Below are 24,853 nucleotides of genomic sequence, written 5' to 3'. Positions count from 1 at the left end.
ACCTCGCCGTCGGGTTGCGCAGTCTTTCGTGTGGCAGGGGTTCTATGCCAAACTCAGCGACTTTCGGGCTTGCCTAACAGGATTTATGCTCCCTTTGTCACCCAGCTTGCTAACTACCCTCGCCGCCGCCTGCTTGTATGCCGCTGCGACCATTTACCAGGGCACTCACCTGGCGTCCGGCGCCAAGGTCAACAAACGCCTGCTGGTCATGCTCGGCGTGCTCGCCGTATTGGCCCACAGCGTCAGCCTGATCACCCACCTGCTGACCCCGACCGGCCTGGCCCTGGACTTCTTCAGTGCCGCCAGCCTGATTGCGGTGGCGGTCATCGCACTGACCCTGCTGGCCTGCTCGCGGATTCCGGTGGAAAACCTGCTGGTCCTGCTGTTCCCGCTTGGGGCCTTGACCGTGATGCTGGCGCACTTTGCCCCCGCCGGCACGGTACAGGTCATCGATGAGGAGCCGGGCATCCTCGCCCATATCCTGCTTTCGATTCTGGCCTATGGCATGTTCACCATCGCGGTGTTCCAGTCCTTGCTGCTGCTGGTCCAGGACCACCAACTCAAGCACAAGCACCCCTCCGGGCTGATCAAGAACTTCCCGCCGCTGCAAACCATGGAAAGCCTGTTGTTCGGTTTTCTCTGGGCCGGCTGGACGCTGTTGTCGCTGTCGCTGATTTCCGGCTGGCTGTTCGTCGAGAACCTGTTCGCCCAGCATCTGGTGCACAAAACCCTGCTGGCCTGCCTGGCCTGGGTCGTGTTCAGCGTGCTGCTGTGGGGACGCAATCGCCTCGGCTGGCGCGGACACAAAGCCATTCGCTGGACCCTGGCCGGCTTTTGCCTGCTGATGCTGGCGTATTTCGGCAGCAAGCTGGTTCGTGAATACATCCTGCATATCTGACGGGCGGCATTAATGGACGACTTGCCCATAGGGCCGATGCTCGCGGTAGTGACCCTACTGGTTTTATGGTCGGGGCTGTTTACCGCCGTCGAAGCCGCGCACCAGCATTTGCTGGCCCAGCGCACCGCAACGCGTTCCAGCGACAAGCCGGTGGCGAAACTCAGCTTCCCCCTGGCCAGCCTGATTTTTTGCAACACACTGTGCCGCGCACTCGTGGTGGTCATCAGCACCTTGCTGGCCATTTTCACCTGGGCCGAGAACGGCCCGTGGGTCGCCTGCCTCGGGGCGGGCGCCATGTTGCTGGTGTTTTCCGACTACTTGCCACGCACCCTCGCCGCTCGCTATCCGGATGCGATCCTGGCCCAGGGCAACAATCTGCTGCGGTTGCCGCTGAAAGTCATTTATCCCGCGGCATGGCTGCTCACCAGCATCAGCCGCTTGCTGACGCGCCCATTCGTCCGTAAAGCCAAAGTGGTGCAACAGAGTGAGGACGAAGCGCTGACGGAGCGGCATGCACCCTCCGAAACCGTAAGCCGCCCTCACCCGCTGCCCGGCATCCACGCGCTGGACAACATCACCGTCAATGACATCCTGGTACCGCGCAGCGACGTGGACGGCATCAATCTCGATGACTCCATCGAAGAAATCATCGAACAATTGCGCCACAACAAGCGCACGCGCCTGCCGGTATTCCACAGTGATATCAACCAGGTCGAAGCCGTCCTCAACACCCGGCATATCCTGCACTTGCTGCCCGATGCGAGCCTGACCAGGGAAGCCTTGCTGGCGGCCAGCCACGAGCCGTACTTCGTGCCGGAAAGCACCCCACTGCAGCTGCAACTGCTCAACTTCCACAAACAGCAGCGACGCCTGGGCATGGTGGTCGATGAATACGGCGAAGTGCTGGGCATCGTCACCCTGGAAGACATTCTCGAAGAAATCGTCGGCGAGTTCGAAAGCCAGCACAGCCTGGACAACCCGCACATTCACCCGCAAGCCGACGGACGCCTGGTGATCGATGGAGCCGCGTCCATCCGCGAACTGAACAAGAGCCTCGGCTGGCACCTGCCCAGCGATGGCCCGAAAACCCTGAACGGCTTGGTCACCGAAGCGCTGGAAACCATCCCGGACTGCCCTGTATGCCTGAAAATCGGCCGCTATCGACTGGAAATTCTCGCGACTGAGGACAACCGTGTCACACGGGTGTTGATTTGGCCTACCAACCCGGCTCTCGCTGCTTTACCCGCCCGTTAGATTGTTGAAAGATCGCAGCCTGCGGCAGCTCCTACAGGGGGAACGCATTCCAATGTAGGAGCTGCCGCAGGCTGCGATCTTTTGCGCTTGTTGAATCGTTAGCCACCTTCCTATAATCGAACCGCTTACCCAAGCCTCGCCGGCCCCGTGCTTACCCCGCACTTCGCAGCTTCCGGCCCGCTCATCAGCAAGATCCGCAACAAACCGACGACTGTTCCTACCTGAAACAGCGACCGCGTCCCCACCCACATCCCTGGGTTCTCGACCATAATAATTCGCTCCACTGGGGCACATGACTGTCAGGGATCACCGCATGACGACCAGCACGACTTACAGCGACTCCACACCTGCACAACCGACGAACTCCGCTACCCGCGTGGCCACTGCGAGCTTCATCGGTACCGCCATCGAGTTCTACGATTTCTATGTCTATGCCACCGCCGCAGCGCTGGTGATTGGCCCGGTGTTCTTTCCGCAGACATCTGGCACCGCCCAGATGCTGTCGGCGTTTCTCACGTTCGGCATCGCCTTCCTCGCACGCCCCTTGGGTTCGGCCCTTTTCGGCCACTTCGGCGACCGTATCGGCCGCAAGTCGACCCTGGTCGCCTCGCTGCTGCTGATGGGCGTGTGCACCACGCTGATCGGCGTGCTGCCGGGATACGACAGCATTGGCGCCTGGGCTCCGATCCTGCTGTGCGTCCTGCGCTTCGGCCAGGGCCTGGGGCTGGGCGGCGAATGGGGTGGCGCGGCATTGCTGGCCACGGAGAACGCGCCGAAAGGCAAGCGTGCGTGGTTCGGCATGTTCCCGCAGTTGGGTCCATCCATTGGCTTCCTGGCGGCCAACGGCCTGTTCCTGACCCTCGCCGTGGTGCTGGACGATGAACAGTTCCGCTCGTGGGGCTGGCGTATTCCGTTCCTGCTCAGCGCCGCGCTGGTGATGGTTGGCCTGTACGTGCGTCTCAAGCTGCATGAGACCCCGGTATTCGCCAACGCCATGGCGCGCCAGGAACGGGTGAAGATCCCGCTGTTCGAGCTGTTCGGCCAATACTGGGTGCCAGTCTTGCTGGGGGCCGGCGCGATGGTGGTGTGCTATGCGCTGTTTTACATCTCCACGGTGTTTTCCCTGAGCTACGGCGTTGCAACGCTCGGCTACAGCCGCGAGACCTTCCTCGGCCTGTTGTGCTTCGCGGTGCTGTTCATGGCTGCCGCCACCCCGCTGTCGGCCTGGGCCAGCGACCGTTACGGGCGCAAGCCGGTGCTGATCATCGGTGGCGTGCTGGCGATCCTGTCCGGCTTCCTCATGGAACCGCTGCTGACCCAAGGTTCGACCTGGAGTGTGGCGCTGTTCCTGTGCATCGAACTGTTTCTGATGGGCGTGACATTTGCACCCATGGGCGCGCTGCTGCCGGAGCTGTTCCCCACCCACGTGCGCTACACCGGTGCCTCGGCGGCCTACAACCTGGGCGGTATCGTGGGCGCCTCCGCAGCGCCCTTCTTCGCCCAGAAACTGGTGGCGATGGGCGGTCTGAGCTACGTCGGCGGTTATGTGTCCGGGGCCGCGGTGCTGAGTTTGATTGCGGTGCTGTGCCTGAAGGAAACGCGGCATAACGATTTGAATCAGGTCGCCTGACCCACCGCCATCGCGGGCAAGCCACGCTCCCACAGGTCTGTTGTCGAACCACTATTTTGTGATCGACACTGATCCTGTGGGAGCGTGGCTTGCCCGCGATGGCGTCATTGCAGACAAAACGCCTCCCGAAAAACAACAATTTTTCCCAAGCCCATTGTCACCTCGCTCTACGCGCATCGGCTCATCCCCGCTATACTTCCCGGCTTTTCCTGAATAAATGCCAATAGGGTCCCGCCGCGCATGGATAAGACCTACCAGCCGCACGCCATTGAAACTTCCTGGTACAACACCTGGGAGTCAGAGAATTACTTCGCCCCGCAAGGCGCGGGCGAGTCCTACACCATCATGATCCCGCCGCCGAACGTCACCGGCAGCCTGCACATGGGGCACGGCTTCAACAACGCGATCATGGACGCCCTGATCCGTTTCCGCCGCATGCAGGGTCGCAACACCCTGTGGCAGCCGGGTACCGACCACGCCGGTATCGCCACGCAGATGCTGGTAGAGCGTCAGCTCGAAGCCAAGGGCCAGAGCCGCCATGACCTGGGCCGCGAAAAATTCCTCGAGAAAGTCTGGGAATGGAAGGATGAGTCCGGTGGCAACATCAGCCGTCAGATCCGTCGCCTCGGCTCGTCCGTAGATTGGAGCCGCGAGCGTTTCACCATGGACGACGGCCTCTCGGAAGCCGTTAAAGAAGCTTTCGTACGCCTGCACGAAGACGGCCTGATCTACCGCGGCAAGCGTCTGGTGAACTGGGACACCAAGTTGCACACCGCGATTTCCGACCTTGAAGTGGAGAACCACGACGAGAAAGGTTTCCTGTGGAACCTGAAGTACCCACTGGCCGATGGCGCCAAGACCGCTGAAGGCAACGATTTCCTGATCGTCGCGACCACTCGCCCGGAAACCATGCTCGGCGACTCCGCCGTGGCCGTGAACCCGAACGATGAACGCTACAAAGCCCTGATCGGCAAATTTGTCGAGCTGCCACTGGTTGGCCGCCGCATTCCGATCATCGCCGACGATTACTGCGACCCTGAATTCGGCACCGGCTGCGTGAAAATCACCCCGGCCCACGACTTCAACGACTACGAAGTCGGCAAGCGTCACAACCTGCCGCTACTGAACATCTTCGACAAGAACGCCACCGTTCTGCTGGCCTGCCAGGTGTTCAACCTCGACGGCACGCTGAACGAGACCATCGACGGCAAGATCCCGGTCGAATACGCCGGTCTCGACCGCTTCGAAGCGCGCAAGCAGATCGTGGCCGCGTTCGACGCTGCCGGCCTGTTGGTCAGCGTTGACGACCACGCCCTGAAAGTGCCGAAAGGCGACCGTTCCGGCACCGTCATCGAACCGTGGCTGACCGACCAGTGGTACGTGTCCACCAAGCCGTTGGCCGAACCTGCGATTGCCGCCGTTGAAGACGGCCGCATCCAGTTCGTACCAAAACAGTACGAAAACATGTACTTCTCGTGGATGCGCGACATCCAGGACTGGTGCATCAGCCGTCAACTCTGGTGGGGCCACCGCATCCCGGCCTGGTACGACGAGTCGGGCAAGGTCTACGTCGGTCGCGACGAAGCCGAAGTGCGTGCCAAGCACAACCTCGGCCCGGACGTTGCCCTGCAACAGGACAACGACGTTCTCGACACCTGGTTCAGCTCGGGCCTGTGGACCTTCTCCACCCTCGGCTGGCCGGAAAAAACCGAGTTCCTGAAGAAATTCCACTCCACCGACGTCCTGGTAACCGGCTTCGACATCATTTTCTTCTGGGTTGCCCGGATGATCATGCTCACCATGCACCTGGTGAAAAACGAAGACGGCACGCCGCAGGTTCCGTTCAAGACCGTGTACGTTCACGGCCTGGTGCGTGACGGCCAGGGCCAGAAGATGTCCAAGTCCAAGGGCAACGTCCTGGACCCGCTGGACATCATCGACGGTATCGAGCTCGAAGCCCTGGTGCAGAAGCGCACCTCCGGCATGATGCAGCCGAAACTGGCGAAGAAGATCGAGAAGCAGACCCGCGACGAGTTCGCCGAAGGCATCGCCAGCTACGGCACCGACGCCCTGCGCTTCACCTTCTGCTCGCTGGCGTCCACCGGTCGCGACATCAAGTTCGACATGGGCCGCGTCGAAGGCTATCGCAACTTCTGCAACAAGATCTGGAACGCCGCACGTTACGTGCTGGACAAGGGCGAAGACTGCGGCCAGAACGGCGAAGCCTATGAGCTGTCGCTGGCGGATCGCTGGATCATTTCGCAGCTGCAACGCACCGAAGCCGAAGTGACCCGCCAACTCGACCAGTTCCGTTTCGACCTGGCGGCACAAGCGCTGTACGAGTTCATCTGGAACCAGTACTGCGACTGGTACCTGGAACTGTCCAAGCCTGTGCTGTGGGACGAAAACGCTCCGGTTGAACGCCAGCGCGGCACCCGCCGCACCCTGGTGCGCGTACTGGAAGTCGCCCTGCGCCTGGCGCATCCGTTCATGCCGTTCATCACAGAAGAAATCTGGCAGCGCATCGCGCCGCTGGCGGGCATCGAAGGCAAGACGATCATGCTGCAACCTTGGCCGGTGGCCAACGAAACACGCATCGATCAGGCGGCCGAAGACGACATCGAATGGCTCAAGGGCCTGATGCTCGGCACCCGTAACATCCGTGGCGAAATGAACATCGGCCCGGGCAAACCGCTGCCGCTGTTCCTGAAGAACGTCAGCGCCGAAGATCAGCGCCGCCTGACCGAAAACGAAGCCCTGCTGAAGAAGCTGGCGCGCCTCGAATCGATCACCGTGCTGGCTGCCGGCGAAGAAGCACCACTGTCCGCCACCGCACTGGTCGGCGAGATGGAAGTGCTGGTGCCGATGGCCGGCCTGATCGACAAAGGTGCGGAGCTGGCGCGTCTGGACAAGGAAATCCAGCGTCTTCAGGGTGAAGTGCAACGTGTCGGCGGCAAGCTGTCCAACGCCGGTTTCGTAGACAAGGCGCCAGCCGAAGTCATCGAGAAAGAACGCGCCAAACTGGCCGAGGCCGAACAGGCCCTGGGCAAACTGGCCGAGCAGCATGCGCGGATTGCCAGTCTGTAAACACCGCTAGGTGATATAGGGCACCCGATAGACAAATGCCAGTCAGTTAAACTGACTGGCATTTTTTTTGATCGGATACTTCGGGGATTTGAACCTGATTGCCCGAGGATAAATGCGCTTTCCCGTCTATGCGGCAAGACATGGTTCGGGGCCGAGAGATACAAAATCGGCGAGATATTTTTGGGGGTTCCCCGAGCGACCAGCATAAATTTAGAACCTACAACTACCACCGCCAGGAAGGAGAAAATGAGCCCGAGTTAGAACAGTCGTAGAGTTACCGCCATTAATGGTGAGAGTGGCACGAACCGAACCATCTTCAACATATTTAACATTTTTCTCCCATGCTGCAATCTTTAAAACCACCCCATCCCTAATATTCTCCGGAGTGAGAAAGTGTTTCAACGATGTCTTTGTTTCGGGAATTGGGTCGGAGCCATCCTGCTTATTACTCCCCTCAAAATCAAGCTTGAGCACAGCACCGCTCTGCGCCCCTTCCAGCGACCCTACGAGCACTTCGAGCCACACATCCTGATCCGCCGGTTTAAAAGAACCACAGGAAAGTTCAGAGTCGATCGTATGCAAAAACTCAACAGTAGGATTAATCATTTTATATCTCCAAGATAACATACCCTTTTATATGAGGAACATTTGTATCAACAAGCACCATCAAGACAACTTAATTAAAAACAATAAAAAACAATAAACCTACTGTCATATCTGACAGTTAGCTATATTCATTAGCAATAAGCACATTCAAAATCCAGACAAAACAACCCGTCAGTTTTCAGATGTGGGACAATGCCCGCCACTTTTAGCCATACCCGAATCGACCACCGCCATGACCGCCCCCCGCACACCAAAACCTGCGCGCAAAAAGCCTGAATCCGCGCCTGCGGCCAAAGCCGCGGCGCCGCGTGAGAAGGCCAGCCTGCACCCGCGCAATCGCCATCAGGGTCGCTACGACTTTCCGGCGCTGATCAAAAGCACGCCGGAACTGAAAAAATTCGTAATCATCAATCCGTATGGCAAGGAAAGCATCGACTTCGCCAGCCCGGAGGCCGTGCGGGTGTTCAACCGGGCGCTGCTCAAGTCGTTCTATGGCATCGCTCACTGGGACATTCCGGCCGACTACCTGTGCCCGCCAGTGCCAGGTCGTGCCGATTACGTGCACTTCCTCGCCGACCTGCTGGCCAGCGGGAATGACGGAGCGATCCCCCGTGGTGCTGCCGTGAAGGTGCTGGACATCGGCATGGGCGCCAACTGCGTGTATCCGCTGATCGGTTACAGCGATTATCGCTGGCAATTCCTTGGCTCCGACATCGATGCGACCGCCATCGCCGCGGCGAAGGCCATCATTCAATCCAATGGCCTGAACAAGGCGATCCAGGTACGCCAGCAGAGCAACCCCAAGCAGATCCTCACAGGCCTGCTGGAGAGCGCAGAGCGGTTCGACCTGACCATGTGCAACCCGCCATTCCATGCCTCGCTGGACGAGGCTACGCGGGGCAGTACGCGCAAATGGCGAGCCCTGGGCAAGGCCGATCCGAAACGCAAGCTGCCGGTGCTGAACTTTGGCGGGCAGGCGGCGGAACTGTGGTGTGAGGGCGGGGAAGTGCGTTTCGTCACGCAACTGGTCAGCGAGAGCGTGCAGGTGGCGCAACAAGTGCTGTGGTTCAGCACGCTGGTGTCGAAAGCGTCGAACCTGCCGGCGATCCAGACGGCCCTGACCAAGGCCGGCGCGCTGGACAGTCGGGTGGTGGAAATGGGTCAGGGACAGAAGCAGAGCCGCTTCGTCGCCTGGACCTTCCAGACCCAGGCGCAGCAACAGGCCTGGCGTCAGGCGCGATGGTTGAAAGCTACTGCAGAGTAAAAACCCGGACGCACAAAAAAGCCGTGTCGGGATGACTCCTGTACACGGCTTTTTTACAAGCCTTGGCGGTTAACGCTGATGCTCAGGCCCGCAATCTTAAACTAACTGACAACTTTCCTGGCAACTCAGCGCTTTGTTACACGAACATTCTCTTTGAACGCACAGGTCCGCGCCTCCTTGCTATCACAGTAATACTGACCCAGCCATTCCTCCCATGGCCCATTGGTATCAATACTGACGACAGTTCCCTCTCGCTTGTACCGCATATCCAGTTCGCCTCCATTTTTCAGCATGTAACCACAACGCAGAATTTCACCGGCAACAGTGCCACCCTCGGCTGCTACGCGAGGGGCGAATATCGCCAGTTCGAACTCACCTACCGGCCCACGCCCGGTTTGCGAAACACCGTACCATTCCCCGTCGCCACTGGCTGTCGGGGCCTTATAGGCACCGGCTGCCAACTCCTTGATGTCAGCAGGGCTTGGGCAGTACTCGGTCACATTGGCCAACGCCTGACCGGACACCAGAAACGATACACACATCAACAACTGTTTAACTTTCATAAAAAACGCCCCTGTAACGAACAACTGAAATTTGGATTTGGCTTTTACGCAAAGCCGTGCGCTACACCTTATCGATACTACCGACCCAAGGCGCGCACTCAACTATCAGCTCTGTAGGAGCATTCGTTTTATACAGGGAGAAAAGTGTTATTCAGAACAAACGAGCAATCCCGATGAAACGCGCGGTAACAACCGCTTCCACAAAGAAGTTATTGCCAAAGTTTACCTTGCGTAAACTTTTTCAACGCCCATAAAAAAACCGTGCCCGGATCGCTCCGGCGCACGGTTTTTCTTAACAAGTCTTACTTGTTAACAGCGTCGGTCAGGCCTTTGGCCACAACCAGCTTGATCACTTTCTTGGCAGCGATTTCGATGGCAGCGCCAGTCGAAGGGTTACGGCCAGTGCGGGCAGGACGCTCAGTCACTTTCAGCTTGCCGATACCTGGCAGAGTGATTTCGCCGCCGTTTTCCAGCTGATCGGCAACGATTTGGCCCAGTTGGTCCAGAGCGTTACGCGCGGTGGTTTTCGGCGCGTCGATAGCTTCAGCGATGTCGGCGATCAGTTGGTCTTTAGTAAGAGCCATTTAGTGTTCCTTCCCTATCAAATTCATATGGATTGCAGAGTGCAATGTCAGCCATCGAGCCCGATCTTCTGGATCTGGCACCCTCGGCCAAATAACCTCGGGATCGGGGTTATAGATACCGAAATCAGGGTTTGGTTCGACCTGACAAATGCTGACTGCACGCTTAACGCAGTGACTTCGCGCAAGACCGGGCAAAGCTAGCACACAGACGTGGAAATATCCGCCTCTAGCTACCCATTTGGTCAGCTTTATTGCGCTAAAACAGGAAAAAAACGCATAAGCGCCGTCGGTCGCCTGCCAATTGCCCTCTATCCCTCCTGCAGGAGCTGCCGAAGGCTGCGATCTTTTGCCTTTGTATTTTTAGAAACAGGATCAAAAGATCGCAGCCTTCGGCAGCTCCTACAGAGGGTTGCGGTACACTGGGCGCTTTTTCGGGGGAGCACGCCCTCCTCTCCTCATTCAGCCGAGAAGCCCATGCCGATCCGTCATTGCATCGTCCACCTGATCGACAAAAAACCCGACGGCACACCTGCAGTTCTCCACGCCCGTGACTCCGAACTGGCTGAGTCCGCGGCCATCGAGAACATGCTCGCCGACCTCAACGAAAGCTATAACGCCAAACAGGGTAAAGCCTGGGGCCTGTTCCATCCGGAGTCCGGCGCGTTCCCGTTCAGCGGCTGGCTGAAGGAGTACCTTGAGGGCGGCCAGGATTTCACGGCGTTCAGCCGCGTGGCGGTCGAGCACCTGCAAAAACTGATGGAGGAATCGAACCTGTCCGTCGGCGGCCATGTGTTGTTCGCACACTACCAGCAAGGCATGACCGACTACCTGGCCATCGCCCTGCTGCACCACAGCGAAGGCGTGGCCGTGACCGATGAGCTGGACGTGACCCCGTCCCGTCACCTGGACCTGGGCCAATTGCACCTGGCGGCGCGGATCAACGTTTCCGAGTGGCAGAACAATAAACAATCCAAGCAGTACATTTCGTTCATCAAAGGCAAGAACGGCAAAAAGGTTTCGGAGTATTTCCGCGACTTCATCGGCTGCCAGGAAGGCGTCGACGGTCCGGGTGAGACCCGCACCCTGCTCAAGGCCTTCAGTGATTTCGTTGAAAGCGAAGACCTGCCGGAAGACGACGCCCGTGAGAAGACCAAGACCCTGGTGGATTACGCCAGCAGCCAAGCCAAGCTCGGTGAGCCGATGGGCCTGGAAGAATTGTCGGGGCTGATCGACGAAGAACGCCCGAAGGCCTTCTACGATCACATTCGCAACAAGGACTACGGCCTGTCGCCGGAAATCCCGGCCGATAAACGCACCCTGAACCAGTTCCGTCGATTCACTGGCCGCGCCGAAGGCTTGTCGATCAGTTTCGAAGCGCACCTGCTGGGTTCGAAGATCGAGTACGACGAAGAAGCCGGCACGTTGATCATCAAGGGCCTGCCCACTTCGCTCACCGATCAGCTGAAGCGGCGCAACTGATGCTCGGCGGCATACTGAAAAAATTCCTGCTGATCCTGCTGGTGGTCGTGGCTTACCAGAACTGGGGCAAGATCGAGCGGGTGTTCAACCCTTCGCAAGTGGTGCCAGCCCAGACGCAGGCCCGGGCCAACGTCGTGCTCTACGCCACCGAATGGTGTGGTTACTGCAAGCTGACCCGGCGCTTTCTCGATCAGAAAGGCATTCCGTACAAGGAATTCGATATCGAGAAAGATGCCGTCGCACGCAAGGACTATGAGGCCTTGGGTGGCGGAGGGATTCCGATCATCGATGTGAACGGAACCCTGATTCGTGGGTATGACCCGGATGCGATTCTGGCGGCGTTGAAATAACTGACCAGGTTCACAAAACCCTTGTGGCGAGGGAGCTTGCTCCCGCTGGACTGCGCAGCAGTCCCTCTTCAAGGGCCGCTTCGCGACCCGACGGGAGCAAGCTCCCTCGCCACAGGTGTATGTCGGTTTCAGATGGCTTCGATACGGAAACCAAACCGCGGGAAGTGCACATGCACCACCCCGCCACGCTCATCCTTGCGCCGTACGATCAATTCTTCGCTGCCGGCAAACAGCAGCTCTCCCGCGACCGGATCAACGCCGTAGTCCGTGGCGGCGATCACCACCTGCTGACCCGCCGTGAATCCGTTGGGATCGACGAACTGCTCATCCGGCAATGCCGCTGGTGTGGACCTGCGCGCCACCTCCAGTGCCTCTTCGGACGTCATCTCGCTGGAGGCGCCATGACCAAAGCCCAATACCCGAGAGAGCCACGCATTGACTGCCGGGTAAGCCTCGACCAGTGGAGCCGTCACCGGTGTGGCCTTGAGGAACCAGAGGCAATGGGCCAGGGCAAAGTCGGCAATCGACGGTTCACCGAACAGGAAATCACCCCCTTCACGTTGCAACTGCAGCTCCAGCCGCGACATGATCGTTGGCCACTGATGCCTGGCCTGCTCGGCAGACAATTTTGTCGCGCTACCACCACTGAACAAACCGGCGCGGTCGGCCAGAAACGCCTTGATCGCTTCCGGCGATAAACTGCCAAAGCGCACCGCTATCGATTCCGGCTGGAACACCAGGCTGACCACGTGCTGGAACACAACAGAGTCGGCCCAGGCTGCAAACGACGCGGTAATCATTTCCTGACCTTCCGGAAAGAAAGCCGGCAAGGCTTTTTCCTGTTCCAGTCGCCGGGCAATCAATGCCGTATCGCAATAAATATCTGCACCGATCTGCAACACCGGCGTCTTGCGGTAGCCACCGGTCAATGCCGTAAGGTCCGGTTTGGGCATCACTGGCGAGATCTTCACCGAGCGCCATGACAAGCCCTTGAAGCCCAGCAGCAGGCGGGCCTTCTCGGCAAAGAGGGACGTCGGGTAATGATGCAGAATCAACTCGGACATGCTCGGCTCCGCCGCACAGATTAGGAATCCGCAGCTTAGCGCGCAATCGGTTGGCAGCCTACAGATGTGCCTGATGGGAGCCGATCAGCCAGATTGATAAGACGCGACCAGACATTCCTTGGCGCTTTTGCGCAGTTTCTTGATCAGCCGTTCCTGGCGCAGCGCATCGCTTTTGTCGCGACAAAGTTCGGTGTAGACCAGCGCCATGGCCGGGCTGGAAAGAAAGAACCGTGCCCCCTTGCCACTTTGATGCTTGGCGAAGCGGCGCACGGGATCATCGCTGACCCCGCAATACAGCGAACCATTGGCCGCGCGAACAAGGTAGACGAACCAGGGCTTGCTGACGGGAGACTCGCTTGGGGTGGTCACGGCACGATCAAGACTTGAAAGGAAACAAGCCGCGATCTTATCAGCGACCGGCCTGAAATGCCTTCAGCCCCTTCAATGCCTGGGCGCGAACGGCGTTGCGCACCAGTGGCGTCCAGCCCAGCAGCAGACCTTTGAAACCCAATGCCTGACGCGACCAGGTCCAGAGATCAAAGCTGTCGTGGTGTTCGCAAATCCTGCCGTCACGGAAGACAAAGCGCGCCTGGATATCGTTGACCACAGTGTTGCCAGTCTGGCTGAACAGGTAGGTCGCGACCCAATGGGCGCCACCGGTGCGCCCGTCGGCCTGAACATGATCGAAGGTCAGGGAGAAATCCTTGGCCCGAGTCGTCAGCATGCGCCACATGTCACCGGCATCGCGACCGCGAAGCTCACCGAACGCCGGGTCACTGAACACCACGTCGTCGGTGTAGCAGGCAGCCATGGCTTCGGCATCCAGGCGCTGGAAAGCCTGATAGAAACGGGTGATCAAGGCGCTATGGGCTTCACTCATCTACGGGGTCCCCCGGGTTTGCATAATGATTTCGAAAGAGTGCCCGCACGATAGTCTGCAAATGCATCGAACACTATCGGCATTCACGATGAAAATAACGCGATGACTATTCAGGTCATTCCGCTGTCCCGGGCGTAGGAAAAAAGATCAACGTCCGTGGAAATACCTAACCGGAGCATAGCCATTTTCTTTTGTTTACTGATGGTCGACACGCTGCGATTGAAGTGAACGGCGATTTCGCTGACGGTCATGCCAGTGGCGAGCATTCGGACCACTTCGTGCTCCTTGGCCGACAAGGGTGATTCGTGAAACTGATCGCGGGTATTGGCCAACAGCGTGCGCAGGGACTTGCTGAGGTAACGGCGCCCTTCCTGCACCGCATTGATTGCCAGGGGCAACTCCGTCGCCGATGCGGTTTTGGCGACGATGGCCATTACCCCTTGCGCCAGTGCAGCCCTTGCCGTTACCACACTGGTAAACATTGTCACCAGGATGATCGGCAAGGTCGGGTAATGACGCTGAATCGTACTCAACATTTTCAAGCCATCGGCCTGCAGCCCTCCCGGCATGGAGAAGTCGGTGATCAGCAGTTCGCAGGACGTACTTGAAAGCAGATCCATCAAGTTGTCGACACTGTCGGCCTCGCCGACGATCACGCATCGTCGACTGGCGTTGATGAGTATGCGCAGCCCGACACGAACGACGGAATGGTCGTCAGCAATAACGACTCGCATTGTGGGATACCTCCTGCAGGTGGCGCAAAAGCGCGGAAAGTAGCGCCGTTCCTGCCCCTTCCACAACGCCTCGAAAAATCCTCCGACCTCGTATCCCCAATGTATTCAATGGGCTAACTCTTTGCCCATCCAACAAATAGATGGTTCCTACATTGCAGTGCGCTGAGGACTACGCAGGAGGACTACAACTAAAAGAGTCCTCGTTAGAAAACGTTGCGTAGTCCGCAACACTCTTTCATACACGCCCGCTCTCTTTTCGTATTAGTTGCATTCCTCCAGCGCCCCTTGCCCGCTAACTTGTCGCCTGCCAAGCAGTCCGGCCACACCTGCCCAGAACTGCACACACTCTTTGCCTGACTATCCATTACATGAAGACGACGCCTACACCCCTGAGCACTGCCTGCCTGTTCACGGAGTCCCTGCGCTATCTGTATTGCGAGCCATGCCAACAGTCTTTTATCCGGGAAATCCAATGAGCGACATCAAGACAATATTTTTCAAGCAGTTGCGCCGCCTGACCCACACGGGTATCGGTGCGTGCGCTCTGATATGGACCGTACAGGTCCACGCCGACGGCATGGTGCCCGATACCTCCGTGATTATCGTCAATGAAGCCAACGGGGAAACCGCCGTATCCGTGACCAATACCGACGCCAGCCTGGCACTGCTACACGTCACCATCGAAGACATTCCCGAAGACACCGAACCATTGGTGTTCGTGACGCCACCCTTGGCACGCGTTGAAGCCACCAGGACGCAGTTGGTGCGCTTCATCCTGCAATCGGAAAAGCCCCTGCTCACCCAGCGTTTGAAGCGGGCGATTTTTGAAGGGATCCCCCAAGGCAAACCTGCTACCGAAGCCGGGCATGCCCGTGTGGGTGTGACGGTGCGCCAGAACCTGCCGATCATCCTCCATCCTGCGGGCCTGGCGCCCAACCGCACCCCATGGACCGACCTGAAATGGTCGCTGCAGGAGGGTCAACTGACCGTACGCAACGAAACACCTTATGTCGTACGCCTGGCTCAGGAAGTACAACTGCTGCCTTCCGGAAGCGCCGCGACGCTACCGCGAACCTACGTACTGCCCGGTGACCAGATCAGCATTTCGGTCCCTGCAAAGACTGCGACCCAGGTCCGAATCAATCCAGCGACCGTCTATGGCTTTGCCGTGCCGCCCTATGACGCGCCGATCGCCCTCTAGAGCAGACATCATCGATAGCGCCGTGCAGGGAAAAGCAGGCGTCGACATTTCAGCGTGACGGAAGCCGAAGCGGATCAATCCGGCACCCTGGCAGAACCCAAGTGAACCCCATGAACACCGTATTGAAATACCGTGATGGCGAAGCCATGCCTGCGATTCGGTCGGCCAGCACGTCCCCTCATCTGTCGCGAGTCCGGACCGGCATGGTGTTGCTGCTTGGCAACGTGCTGACAGGACTCGAAGCCAATGCCGAAGACCTCAATGCCGATTTGTTGCTGACTTCGTTCGACCGGAAAACGCTGATTCAACGTGGTATCGACCCCAGTCTCGCAACCCAACTATTGGCCGCCCCGAGCTTCACCACTGGCCGACATCCGATCACCCTCACAGTCAATGGCCAGCGTCACGGCCGGGTCGACGTCACGTTCAATCGCGACGGCGACTTGTGCTTTGACCGTTCCCTGCTTGATGCGGCAAACCTTAGCGAGCCATCGTTTCCGGCCAACGACAAAGGCTGTTTCGATGTACTTGCCACCTGGCCGCAGGCCCGAATCGAACAGGATCCGGCCAATCTCGGTCTTTCATTGATAGTGCCGACCCAGGCGATACGTCCGGTGGTCCGGGATATCTCCGGCTATCAAACCGGCGGTATCGCCGGGTTACTCAACTACGACGTCAACAGCCTCCACAGCCAATACGGCAATGGATCGAGCCGCTACCTCTCAGCCAACACCGAAGCCGGTTTCAATGCCGGCGACTGGATTGTGCGCAGCCGTCAGGTGCAGACCTGGCAGAACGATGTATCGCACACCACTCACCTGGCGGCTTACGCCCAGCGTACCTTTGCCCGCTACGAAACCGTGCTTCAAGCGGGTCAGGTCAATCTCTACAACCCGGTACTGGCCGGCGCGCAGATCACCGGCGTTCAGGTCATGACGGAGCAGGCGCTCCAGGTCGAAGGCCAAAGCAATCCCATCGAAGGGATTGCCCGCAGCCAGGCCCAGGTCGAAATACGCCAGAACGGGTCGCTGATCCACTCGACAGTGGTACCGGCCGGACCTTTTTCCCTGAGTAACGTACGTCGGCTCGACAGTCGCTCCGATGTTGAAGTCACCGTCAAGGAAACGGATGGCAGCGAGCAACGCTTCACGGTCCCCGTCGCCATGCTCGGCGTTGGCCTGCCGGCTCCCGGCTTTTCGTTGGCCGCCGGCCAGGTACGCAGTCTCGGTGATGCCCGGAGCGGCGCCCCCTGGGTGATCAGCGGCGGCTGGAGTGGAGCACTCAACCCGAATGTCCTGCTCAGCACCGGTGCCACCGGTACCGCCGATTACCGTGCTGCGGGCGCTGGCCTGAGCCTGCTGCCAGGGCCCGCCACACAGATCCAGACCACCCTGCAAGCGGCCGACACCAGCACCCGCGAGGCCGACAGGGGGCTTCAGGCCGACCTGAATGTTTCGCAACGTTTGGGTGAACAGTGGTCGATCAATGCCGCAACTTCGTACAGGACATTCGGCTATCGCGACTTGTCCGAGGCGGTGTTCGATACTCAGTCGGAGCGTAGCCAGTCGCGCTACCGCGATCAGCAGAGCCTGTCGCTGACCTGGTCACACCCCGGGTTTGGCGCGCTCAGCAGCGGCTTCAATCGTTCAACGACATTCGACGGGCAAAACAGCAGCCGCGCCCTGGCGTCCTGGGGCACTCGGTTTGGCGACGTGTCGGTGTCGGCCACCGCGCAATGGCAAGTCAGCGGCACCCAACGTAGCGACGACAGTGTTTACCTGAGCCTCAGCATTCCACTGGGTGAACGTCGCCGGGCGCGCACCTGGGTACGCAGTTCCGCTGACGAATACCGCAGCGGTGTCGGCTTGAACGAGCAGATCAACGACCAGTTGAGCTACCGGGTCGGTGTTGAGCACGACACACGAGACAGACAAGTGCAGTCCTCGGCGGGGGTGTCCCTGCTGCCGCGCTACAGCCAACTGGACTTGAACTACACCCGCTCCGATGCCGAACGTTCCAGCTACCAGGTTGGCGCGCGTGGCGGGGCCGTCCTGCACGGCGACGGCTTGACGTTATCGCCATACGCCGTGCGGGACACCTTCGCGTTGCTTTCTGTTGGCGATGAAAGCGCCATCAAAGTCTCGACCCCAAGCGGTCCGGTCTGGACCGACTGGAAAGGTCAGGCAGTGGTGCCTCAAGTGAGCGCCTATGGGCGCAGCCCGGTAGAAGTCGACACCCGTTCGCTGCCACGCAACCTCGATATCAACAACGGACTGGCCGTGGTTTCCGCCGGGCGCGGGGCCGTCGACAAGGTCGAGTTCGGCGTCACCTTGACCCGCCGAGCCCTGCTCAAAGTCACCACGGACGACGGTGCCCCCCTGCCCCGTGGCGCAACGGTAAGCAGCGCAGACGGTGAGTTCATCACGCTCGCTCAAGAAGGTGGATTGGTGTTTCTGCCCAACGTACTGAACACCCGCGACCTGTGGATAACCGCACCAGGGCTGGAGCGCTGCGAACTGCGTTTCGAACTGCCGGCCAAGGCCAATACCCAGGTGTATTACGAGACCGCTGCCGCCCGGTGCCGCACACTTTGAGGATCTCCCCATGAAGCTGCCCCACCCTTTGTTGCTGACACTCGGCACGTTGATGTCGAGCGGACTGGCGCCGCACGCCTGGGCCCTCGCCGACGAATGCAAGCTCACCCTGAGTCAGCCGGTACTCGATTACGGTTTGACGAATCGGGCTATACGCGCCAATGGCTCCGCAGAGCGAACCCTGGGCGAGCGCCACCTGAGCCTGAACCTGAGCTGCCCCCAACCCACTGACATGACCCTGTTCTACCGTGCCATGTCCGCGACCGCCGAGCGCTTTCGCTTTGCCGAAAACGGCAGCTATGCCGTGCGCATGAGTGACGCCGTGCTCGATGGGCAACCAGTGGAACTGGGCTTGATTTCTGCCGTCGGCCAAGTACCTGAAACATCCGCTTCGAGTCTGCATTGGCAACCGCAGCAAGCCATCGTTCCGGTTCGGGGCGGTGTGGCGGCGCAAGGGCAAAGTCTTTCGGCGCAACTGGAGCTGACCGCCTGGGCGTCGGAAAAAGCGTTGCAGATACGTGACGCCGTAGTCTGGGAAACCACCGGCCTGTTCGACGCGGTCGCGACGGGCCTCTCAAGGGAGATAACCCTGCGCGCCAGTTTCGCGCCCACCGCGTGCAAAGTGGAACTGTCCAATGGCGGCCTGGTGGATTTCGGTCGGCTATCGAAAAACGACCTGAACGCTGACAAAAGCACCCGACTGCCACCCAAGGATTTGACCCTGCGGGTCGACTGCGACGCCCCGATGGAGTTTGCCCTGGTCATGCATGACAACCGCCCGGGCTCGGCAACGATCAACAGCGAGATTTACTACGGGCTGGGTCTGGATCACCGCAGCAACAAGATCGGCCTGTACTCACTGAATGTCGATCCCACTAACGCCAGCGCCGACAGCTTCGCCCGTGTGTATCGAACCGACTCCACCACCTCAGGCGCGGCCTGGAGCACCTCCAGTCCGAACCCGATTCCATTCGCCCAGAGAAGCTATCTGGGCTTTACCGACAGCGCCGGTAGCACCGCAGGCCCGGCCTTTATCCAGAACCTCACAACCACGGTGACGGTCGAGGCCGTCATTGCCCCCACCGCGAGCCTGGATCTGAGCACCGCCGTTCACCTCGACGGCTCGGGGACGATCGAAATTCTTTACCCGTAACACCCACCTTGCCTCGTTGAAGCCGCGGTGCACTTACGCCCCTCGGAACATTCAAGGCCAACAATGAAAGAAAGGAAGTTTGATCCATGAAAAAGTACCTCGCAGCACTTGCTACAACAGCCATGATCGGCACCGCCCCTCAGGCCTTCGCCGTGGGCGATACCCTGGAGGTCAAAGGCATTATCACGCCAGAAGCTTGCACACCGACCTTCTCCAACAACGGTCTCATTGATATCGGCAAGATCTCGTCATCAAAACTTAAGCTAGATCAGAATACGCTGATTGGGGAACATCCGATGAAATTGGCCATAGCCTGTACTGCTGCAATCGGTTTCTCACTGAATCCGATTGACAATAAACCCAACACATCACCGGTTGGTAGGTATTTTGGCCTTGGTCTGACCCCTGCCAACCAACAGTTGGGCTTCTTTGCACCCATTATCAAGGGAGTCACAGCGGAGGCAACTCCAGTGGACGCAATCGAATCTACCGACCATACAAACTGGGTGAAAGCCACCGACGCCAAACCGGGACATTTCTTGTCCTTTACCACTACTGGCGGCTCCCTACCGATTGAGGCTAAAGATGTCACCTATGATTTTCAGGTCGACACCTATATCGCTCGCGCCGACTCGCTGGACCTGACTAACGAAATCACCTTTGACGGCTCCGCGACGTTCGAAGTGATTTACTACTAAGCGTCAAGTCGCTGAACCGTTCGTGGTCTGAATGAACGGTTCAGCGCCTATGCCTCTACGAATAAAAGGAATTTATCGATGAAGCGTATTCCCATGACTCTGACCACCGGACTGCTGATGGGCACGGCGACTGCTGCTCTCGCGGCGTCCCCCAATGCACTCTTGGTCAAAGGCACCATCACCCCGGTCGCCTGCACCCCGACTTTTTCCAACAACGGTCTTGTCGACTACGGAAAAATCTCCCGACAGGACCTTAACGTCGACACAAGGACGCGACTGCGTGACGAATTCCTCGACCTCAACATCAGCTGCAACACAGCGGCGCCTTTCGCATTGATCATGCGGGATAACCGCGAAGGCTCGGCCATCGTCAACAGTGAGATCTATTACGGTCTGAATTTCGACCGCAGCGGCAACAGGATCGGCCTGTACTCACTGCGCTTCGATCCTGCCCGCACCGTAGCGGACGCTCTGCCGCAAGTGTATCGAACCGACTCCACCACTGGCGGGCGGGGGTGGAGTACATCCAGTTTCAACCCCATACCGATTGCCGCCAACAGCTATCTGGGCTTCACCGATGTGGCGGGCAGCACCGCAGGCCCTGTCGAGATCAAGAACCTGAGCAGCCGGGTCACTCTCGTCGCCATCATTGCCCCCACCTCAACGCTGGACCTGAGTGACGATGCAATGCTCGACGGTTCCGCGACCCTGGAGCTTGTCTATTTATAGGCATCCGTCACGGTTGAATCTTCTCGCTGCTGACTTGCACATACAGCGCCCTCCCGGCACCGAGACCGGCGATGATCGCACCCAGGCCGATGACACCGAAGATCCAGCCCACCGCCGTCCAGCCACCGGTCCAGTCGTGCACGATACCGACCGCGAACGGCCCCATGGACGCCAGGGTGTAACCAAAACCCTGGGCCATGCTCGACAGGTTCGCCGCCACGTGGGAGTCCCGCGAGCGCAGCACGATCAGGGTCAATGCCAGGCTGAACGTGGCGCCCTGCCCCAGCCCCAGCACGATCGCCCAGCCCCACAAGCCTTCGATCGGCGCATACAGGCAACCGAACAGACCGCCAAGGGTCAGGACCATCACGATCACGATCGCCAGGCGCTGGTCCTTGCCACGTGTAGCCAGCCATGGCGCGGCGAGGGAGCTGACCAGTTGCACGATCACCGAACCCGACAGCACCAGCCCGGCCTGGGTCGGGGTCAGGCCGCGACCGATCAGGATCGACGGCAACCAGCCGAACACGATGTAGGCCAGGGACGATTGCAGGCCCATGTACAAGGTCACCTGCCAGGCCAGCGGATCGCGCAGCAAGCCTCGAACGCGGTAGGCAACGTTGTGCGCGCCGTGTTGCTGGCTGACTTGCGGCAGCCAGAACAGCGCCGCCGCCAATGCTGGAATAACCCAGAAGCCGAGGCCCAGCGCCCAGCTGTTGTCGAAGTGCTCACTCAGCGGCACGGTCGCACCCGCCGCCATCGCCGCGCCCAGGCACAGAGCCATGGTGTAGACACCGGTCATGGTCCCGGCCTGTTTCGGGAAATCGCGCTTGACGATGCCTGGCAGCAACACACCGATCACGCCGATGCTGGCACCGGCCAGCACACTGCCTGCAAACAGGCCGATCCCACCGAATGAACTGCGCAGGATGATCCCGCCAGCCAGGGTCAGAAGAATGCCCAGCACCACCCGCTCAGCCCCAAAGCGTCTGGCCAGCAGCGGTGCCAAGGGCGCAAACAGGCCAAGGCAAAGCACCGGCAACGTGGTCAGCAATCCTGCAGCGGACGCCGACAAGCCGAGGGACTTCGAGACCTCGCTGAGCATCGGCGCCATGCTCGACAGCGCCGGGCGCAGGTTCAGCGCCACCAGAATCAGGCCCAGCAGCAACAGCCACGGACGGCGCAGAACCGGGTGGGTTTGCTGAACCTGTTCGTCATCGGCCTCGGCGTCGATCAGCAGCTCTTCCAGCTCTGCCGAACGTTTTGCGGCTGTGGATAATTCACCGCGCGGTATCGACTTCTCGGTTTCAAGGTTCATTGATCAACTGCCTCGACAGGGATTTGGCCCGCTCCGGGTCGCGTTGTTCGACGGCATCGAGCAATTCGATATGCAGGTCGAACACTTCCTGGCGGCGCGGGACGATGCTCAGGGTCTGGCGCAACTGCGCGCCGACGATGCTGGAGAAATAGCGATACAACTCGCTGAGGGTCGGGTTGTGCGCGGCGTCCACCAGGCGACGGTGGAACACCAGATCGCAGGCGATGTAGGTGTCGAGATCGCCATGGTAGTGACTGCCGCTGACACCCAGCGCCTCGCGCAATGCCACCAGGTCTTCATCGGTGCGGCGCATGGCTGCCAGGCCGATGGCCTCGACTTCAAGGATGTGCCGGGTTTCCCGGGCCTGCTCAAGGGAGCAACGGGACAGCGCCTTCAGGGTATCGAGCGGATCGACTACCGCCCGCAGGTAACTGCCGTCGCCCTGGCGGATTTCGATCAACCCGGAAAACGCCAACACGCGCATGGCTTCGCGCACGGTGTTGCGGCTGATGCCCAGCTCCGCCGACAACTCTGGCTCGGTGGGCAAACGCTGGCCAACGACCCAGATGCCCTGGTTGATACGCAGGCGCAGTTGGTCCAGGGCCTGATCGACCAGGGATCGTTTTACCAATGGAGAGATTTCTGACATGCAATTCGCCCTCTCATCCAATCATAGGATGAATTTTCTGACATGTTAGTCAGCTTAAGCTGCCCACACAACCCCCTGTAGGAGCTGCCGAAGGCTGCGATCTTTTGATTTTGTTTTTTCAGAAGCGAAGATCAAAAGATCGCAGCCTTCGGCAGCTCCTACAGGGATGGGCACAAAATCGCGGGCAAAAATAAACCCGGAACTCGGTCCGGGTTTATTTCAGCGCCTGGGTTCGATCAATGCAGGATCTGGCTCAGGAACAGCTTGGTGCGCTCGTTCTGTGGGTGATCGAAGAAGTCGTTCGGTGCGGCCTGTTCGACGATTTCGCCCTTGTCCATGAAGATCACGCGGTTGGCCACGGTGCGGGCGAAGCCCATTTCGTGGGTCACGCAGAGCATGGTCATACCGTCTTCGGCCAGGCCGATCATGGTGTCCAGTACCTCTTTCACCATCTCCGGGTCGAGTGCCGAGGTCGGCTCGTCGAACAGCATGATTTTCGGTTTCATGCACAACGCGCGGGCGATCGCCACACGCTGTTGCTGACCGCCGGACAACTGCCCCGGGTATTTATGCGCCTGCTCCGGAATGCGTACGCGCTCCAGGTAGTGCATGGCGATTTCCTCGGCCTTGCGCTTGGGCATCTTGCGCACCCACATCGGCGCCAACGTGCAGTTCTGCAGGATGGTCAGGTGCGGGAACAGGTTGAAATGCTGGAACACCATGCCGACTTCGCGGCGGATCGCTTCGATCTGCTTGAGGTCGTTGGTCAGTTCCACGCCATCGACCACGATGCGGCCCTGCTGGTGTTCTTCCAGACGGTTGAGGCAGCGGATAGTGGTGGACTTGCCGGAACCCGACGGGCCGCACAACACGATACGCTCGCCCTGCTTGACGTTGAGGTTGATGTCTTTCAACACGTGGAACTGGCCGTACCACTTGTTCACGCCCTGCATCTGAATAATGCCTTCAGGGCTCACAGGCTTTTTATTTGCTTCGCTCATAAAAGAACTCCTAACGCTTGTGGCCTGTGTCGAGCTTGCGTTCCAGATGCATGGAATAGCGCGACATACCAAAACAGAAAATCCAGAACACCAGGGCAGCGAACACATAGCCTTCGGTGGCCATGCCCAGCCACTTCGGATCGGCTGCGGCTTGCTTGACGCTGTTGAGCAGGTCGAACAGGCCGATGATGATCACAAGGCTGGTGTCCTTGAACAGCGCGATGAAGGTGTTGACGATGCCGGGGATCACCAGCTTCAGGGCTTGCGGCAGAATCACCAGGCCCATGCTGCGCCAGTAGCCCAGCCCCATCGCCGCAGCCGCCTCGTACTGCCCCTTGGGAATCGCTTGCAGACCACCGCGCACCACTTCTGCCACATAGGCCGACTGGAACAGGATCACGCCGATCAGCGCCCGCAGCAGCTTGTCGAAGTTCATGCCCTCAGGCAGGAACAGCGGCAGCATCACCGAGGACATGAACAGCACCGTGATCAACGGCACGCCGCGCCAGAACTCGATGAAGGTCACGCAGACCACCCGAATCGCCGGCATGTTCGAACGACGCCCCAGGGCCAGGACAATCCCCAGCGGCAGCGCACCGGCAATACCGACAGTGGCGATCACCAGGGTCAACATCAGGCCGCCCCACTGGCTGGTCGCCACAGCGTCCAGACCCAATACGCCGCCATGCAGCAGGCACCAGGCAATAATCGGGTACAGCACCAGGAAGCTCAGCCCGTACACCGCCTTATGGTGAAAGCGCGAGATGAACAACGGCGCCACGCCAACGATCGCCAGCCACACCGTCAGGTCCACGCGCCAGCGCAGTACCGGCGGATAGTATCCGTACATGAACTGGCCGAAGCGCTGCTGGATGAACACCCAGCAGGCGCCCTCCTTGGTGCAGTCGGCCTGGCTGGTGCCGACCCAGTTGGCGTCAAGGATCGCCCACTGCAGGATCGGTGGAACCACCAGGTAGATGAGGTAGAACGCGAACAGGGTCAACAGGGTGTTGAGCCAGCTGGAGAACATGTTCGCGCGCATCCACGCCACCGCACCGATGCTGCGGTTCGGTGGCGGCATGTCAGGTTTGAAAGTATGAGTACTCATGCGCTTTTC

23 protein-coding genes are annotated in these 24,853 nt (G+C 59.4%); 12 read left to right on the top strand and 11 right to left on the bottom strand.

The genetic code is table 11. The features are described from left to right. The first annotated feature begins 85 nt into the window (after nt 1-85). The 4 genes from AC3WJW_RS15600 (at nt 86) to AC3WJW_RS15585 (ending at nt 6,869) form a co-directional block, all read left to right on the top strand. On the top strand, nt 86-898 hold the full coding sequence (locus AC3WJW_RS15600; RefSeq protein WP_493726614.1) for a cytochrome C assembly family protein: 813 nt from the start codon (nt 86-88) through the stop codon (nt 896-898). Nucleotides 899-910: 12 nt separating this feature from the next. Beyond that, nucleotides 911-2,152 (top strand): transporter associated domain-containing protein, encoded by a 1,242-nt coding sequence (locus AC3WJW_RS15595; protein WP_493726613.1) that lies wholly within the window; start codon nt 911-913, stop codon nt 2,150-2,152. 313 nt (nt 2,153-2,465) lie between these two features. Continuing rightward, nucleotides 2,466-3,782, top strand: coding sequence for an MFS transporter (locus AC3WJW_RS15590; RefSeq protein ID WP_493726612.1), 1,317 nt, complete (start codon nt 2,466-2,468; stop codon nt 3,780-3,782). 240 nt (nt 3,783-4,022) lie between these two features. Then, the gene (locus tag AC3WJW_RS15585; protein ID WP_493726611.1) at nt 4,023-6,869 is read left to right on the top strand and encodes a valine--tRNA ligase; all 2,847 of its coding nucleotides are present in this window, start codon (nt 4,023-4,025) and stop codon (nt 6,867-6,869) included. A 210-nt stretch (nt 6,870-7,079) separates the two neighbouring features. On the opposite strand, the gene AC3WJW_RS15580 is transcribed toward AC3WJW_RS15585, so the two are convergent. Next, a complete protein-coding gene (locus tag AC3WJW_RS15580) occupies nt 7,080-7,475 on the bottom strand; it encodes a hypothetical protein (RefSeq protein WP_493726610.1) in 396 nt (131 codons plus the stop codon). 232 nt (nt 7,476-7,707) lie between these two features. On the opposite strand from AC3WJW_RS15580, the gene rlmF reads away from it, so the two are divergent. After that, the gene (gene rlmF, locus AC3WJW_RS15575) at nt 7,708-8,739 is read left to right on the top strand and encodes a 23S rRNA (adenine(1618)-N(6))-methyltransferase RlmF (RefSeq protein WP_493726609.1); all 1,032 of its coding nucleotides are present in this window, start codon (nt 7,708-7,710) and stop codon (nt 8,737-8,739) included. A 125-nt stretch (nt 8,740-8,864) separates the two neighbouring features. On the opposite strand, the gene AC3WJW_RS15570 is transcribed toward rlmF, so the two are convergent. Together AC3WJW_RS15570 and AC3WJW_RS15565 are read right to left on the bottom strand one after the other, a co-directional pair. After that, complete coding sequence (locus AC3WJW_RS15570; RefSeq protein ID WP_493726608.1) at nt 8,865-9,302, bottom strand: DUF3757 domain-containing protein; 438 nt, start codon at nt 9,300-9,302, stop codon at nt 8,865-8,867. A gap of 302 nt (nt 9,303-9,604) precedes the next feature. After that, nucleotides 9,605-9,886: an HU family DNA-binding protein gene (locus AC3WJW_RS15565; RefSeq protein WP_007905514.1), complete on the bottom strand. Its 282-nt coding sequence runs from the start codon at nt 9,884-9,886 to the stop codon at nt 9,605-9,607. 474 nt (nt 9,887-10,360) lie between these two features. Here AC3WJW_RS15565 and yejK point away from each other — a divergent pair, with 474 nt between their 5' ends. Both yejK and AC3WJW_RS15555 read left to right on the top strand, forming a co-directional pair. After that, nucleotides 10,361-11,365, top strand: a complete 1,005-nt coding sequence (yejK, locus tag AC3WJW_RS15560) for a nucleoid-associated protein YejK (protein ID WP_008018580.1) — start codon at nt 10,361-10,363, stop codon at nt 11,363-11,365. Next, nucleotides 11,365-11,715, top strand: coding sequence for a glutaredoxin family protein (locus AC3WJW_RS15555; protein ID WP_493726607.1), 351 nt, complete (start codon nt 11,365-11,367; stop codon nt 11,713-11,715). The genes yejK and AC3WJW_RS15555 overlap by 1 nt, the downstream gene beginning before the upstream one ends. Nucleotides 11,716-11,843: 128 nt before the next feature. On the opposite strand, the gene AC3WJW_RS15550 is transcribed toward AC3WJW_RS15555, so the two are convergent. From AC3WJW_RS15550 to AC3WJW_RS15535, 4 genes are all read right to left on the bottom strand, one after another. After that, a complete protein-coding gene (locus AC3WJW_RS15550; protein WP_493726606.1) occupies nt 11,844-12,779 on the bottom strand; it encodes a glutathione S-transferase family protein in 936 nt (311 codons plus the stop codon). An 84-nt stretch (nt 12,780-12,863) separates the two neighbouring features. Further along, on the bottom strand, nt 12,864-13,148 hold the full coding sequence (locus AC3WJW_RS15545) for a GIY-YIG nuclease family protein (RefSeq protein ID WP_007972703.1): 285 nt from the start codon (nt 13,146-13,148) through the stop codon (nt 12,864-12,866). 40 nt (nt 13,149-13,188) lie between these two features. Next, complete coding sequence (locus tag AC3WJW_RS15540; protein WP_493726605.1) at nt 13,189-13,659, bottom strand: nuclear transport factor 2 family protein; 471 nt, start codon at nt 13,657-13,659, stop codon at nt 13,189-13,191. A gap of 110 nt (nt 13,660-13,769) precedes the next feature. After that, a complete protein-coding gene (locus tag AC3WJW_RS15535) occupies nt 13,770-14,393 on the bottom strand; it encodes a response regulator (protein ID WP_493726604.1) in 624 nt (207 codons plus the stop codon). 472 nt (nt 14,394-14,865) lie between these two features. On the opposite strand from AC3WJW_RS15535, the gene AC3WJW_RS15530 reads away from it, so the two are divergent. The 5 genes from AC3WJW_RS15530 to AC3WJW_RS15510 all read left to right on the top strand — a co-directional run bounded on the left by AC3WJW_RS15530 (nt 14,866) and on the right by AC3WJW_RS15510 (nt 20,768). Beyond that, on the top strand, nt 14,866-15,594 hold the full coding sequence (locus AC3WJW_RS15530) for a fimbria/pilus chaperone family protein (protein WP_493726603.1): 729 nt from the start codon (nt 14,866-14,868) through the stop codon (nt 15,592-15,594). 110 nt (nt 15,595-15,704) lie between these two features. Continuing rightward, entirely contained in the window at nt 15,705-18,188 is a 2,484-nt protein-coding gene (locus tag AC3WJW_RS15525; protein ID WP_493726602.1) for a fimbria/pilus outer membrane usher protein, read from the top strand. Between the two features lie 10 nt (nt 18,189-18,198). After that, nucleotides 18,199-19,341 (top strand): DUF1120 domain-containing protein, encoded by a 1,143-nt coding sequence (locus AC3WJW_RS15520; protein WP_493726601.1) that lies wholly within the window; start codon nt 18,199-18,201, stop codon nt 19,339-19,341. A gap of 86 nt (nt 19,342-19,427) precedes the next feature. Then, nucleotides 19,428-20,039, top strand: coding sequence for a DUF1120 domain-containing protein (locus AC3WJW_RS15515; RefSeq protein WP_493726600.1), 612 nt, complete (start codon nt 19,428-19,430; stop codon nt 20,037-20,039). A gap of 78 nt (nt 20,040-20,117) precedes the next feature. After that, on the top strand, nt 20,118-20,768 hold the full coding sequence (locus tag AC3WJW_RS15510) for a DUF1120 domain-containing protein (RefSeq protein ID WP_493726599.1): 651 nt from the start codon (nt 20,118-20,120) through the stop codon (nt 20,766-20,768). 7 nt (nt 20,769-20,775) lie between these two features. Here AC3WJW_RS15510 and AC3WJW_RS15505 read toward each other — a convergent pair whose 3' ends face one another. From AC3WJW_RS15505 to AC3WJW_RS15490, 4 genes are all read right to left on the bottom strand, one after another. After that, nucleotides 20,776-22,086 (bottom strand): CynX/NimT family MFS transporter, encoded by a 1,311-nt coding sequence (locus AC3WJW_RS15505; RefSeq protein WP_493726598.1) that lies wholly within the window; start codon nt 22,084-22,086, stop codon nt 20,776-20,778. Next, entirely contained in the window at nt 22,076-22,735 is a 660-nt protein-coding gene (locus AC3WJW_RS15500) for a FadR/GntR family transcriptional regulator (protein WP_429396661.1), read from the bottom strand. Before AC3WJW_RS15500 ends, AC3WJW_RS15505 begins: the two co-directional genes overlap by 11 nt. A gap of 236 nt (nt 22,736-22,971) precedes the next feature. After that, the gene (locus AC3WJW_RS15495; protein ID WP_104449323.1) at nt 22,972-23,736 is read right to left on the bottom strand and encodes an amino acid ABC transporter ATP-binding protein; all 765 of its coding nucleotides are present in this window, start codon (nt 23,734-23,736) and stop codon (nt 22,972-22,974) included. A 10-nt stretch (nt 23,737-23,746) separates the two neighbouring features. After that, the gene (locus AC3WJW_RS15490) at nt 23,747-24,844 is read right to left on the bottom strand and encodes an amino acid ABC transporter permease (RefSeq protein WP_095943796.1); all 1,098 of its coding nucleotides are present in this window, start codon (nt 24,842-24,844) and stop codon (nt 23,747-23,749) included. Nucleotides 24,845-24,853 lie beyond the last annotated feature (9 nt).

Source organism: Pseudomonas sp. GW821-FHT07G06, from assembly GCF_058986625.1.
This window is presented reverse-complemented; position numbering and strand designations above follow the sequence as displayed.

Coding starts and splice junctions, on each gene's coding strand:
- AC3WJW_RS15510 (WP_493726599.1), top strand. CDS start 20,118: ATGAAGCGTATTCCCATGACTCTGACCACCGGACTGCTGATGGGCACG.
- AC3WJW_RS15530 (WP_493726603.1), top strand. CDS start 14,866: ATGAGCGACATCAAGACAATATTTTTCAAGCAGTTGCGCCGCCTGACC.
- AC3WJW_RS15585 (WP_493726611.1), top strand. CDS start 4,023: ATGGATAAGACCTACCAGCCGCACGCCATTGAAACTTCCTGGTACAAC.
- AC3WJW_RS15500 (WP_429396661.1), bottom strand. CDS start 22,735: ATGTCAGAAATCTCTCCATTGGTAAAACGATCCCTGGTCGATCAGGCC.
- AC3WJW_RS15555 (WP_493726607.1), top strand. CDS start 11,365: ATGCTCGGCGGCATACTGAAAAAATTCCTGCTGATCCTGCTGGTGGTC.
- AC3WJW_RS15595 (WP_493726613.1), top strand. CDS start 911: ATGGACGACTTGCCCATAGGGCCGATGCTCGCGGTAGTGACCCTACTG.
- AC3WJW_RS15600 (WP_493726614.1), top strand. CDS start 86: ATGCTCCCTTTGTCACCCAGCTTGCTAACTACCCTCGCCGCCGCCTGC.
- yejK (WP_008018580.1), top strand. CDS start 10,361: ATGCCGATCCGTCATTGCATCGTCCACCTGATCGACAAAAAACCCGAC.
- AC3WJW_RS15520 (WP_493726601.1), top strand. CDS start 18,199: ATGAAGCTGCCCCACCCTTTGTTGCTGACACTCGGCACGTTGATGTCG.
- AC3WJW_RS15565 (WP_007905514.1), bottom strand. CDS start 9,886: ATGGCTCTTACTAAAGACCAACTGATCGCCGACATCGCTGAAGCTATC.
- rlmF (WP_493726609.1), top strand. CDS start 7,708: ATGACCGCCCCCCGCACACCAAAACCTGCGCGCAAAAAGCCTGAATCC.
- AC3WJW_RS15515 (WP_493726600.1), top strand. CDS start 19,428: ATGAAAAAGTACCTCGCAGCACTTGCTACAACAGCCATGATCGGCACC.
- AC3WJW_RS15590 (WP_493726612.1), top strand. CDS start 2,466: ATGACGACCAGCACGACTTACAGCGACTCCACACCTGCACAACCGACG.
- AC3WJW_RS15535 (WP_493726604.1), bottom strand. CDS start 14,393: ATGCGAGTCGTTATTGCTGACGACCATTCCGTCGTTCGTGTCGGGCTG.
- AC3WJW_RS15495 (WP_104449323.1), bottom strand. CDS start 23,736: ATGAGCGAAGCAAATAAAAAGCCTGTGAGCCCTGAAGGCATTATTCAG.
- AC3WJW_RS15505 (WP_493726598.1), bottom strand. CDS start 22,086: ATGAACCTTGAAACCGAGAAGTCGATACCGCGCGGTGAATTATCCACA.
- AC3WJW_RS15570 (WP_493726608.1), bottom strand. CDS start 9,302: ATGAAAGTTAAACAGTTGTTGATGTGTGTATCGTTTCTGGTGTCCGGT.
- AC3WJW_RS15525 (WP_493726602.1), top strand. CDS start 15,705: ATGAACACCGTATTGAAATACCGTGATGGCGAAGCCATGCCTGCGATT.
- AC3WJW_RS15580 (WP_493726610.1), bottom strand. CDS start 7,475: ATGATTAATCCTACTGTTGAGTTTTTGCATACGATCGACTCTGAACTT.
- AC3WJW_RS15540 (WP_493726605.1), bottom strand. CDS start 13,659: ATGAGTGAAGCCCATAGCGCCTTGATCACCCGTTTCTATCAGGCTTTC.
- AC3WJW_RS15550 (WP_493726606.1), bottom strand. CDS start 12,779: ATGTCCGAGTTGATTCTGCATCATTACCCGACGTCCCTCTTTGCCGAG.
- AC3WJW_RS15490 (WP_095943796.1), bottom strand. CDS start 24,844: ATGAGTACTCATACTTTCAAACCTGACATGCCGCCACCGAACCGCAGC.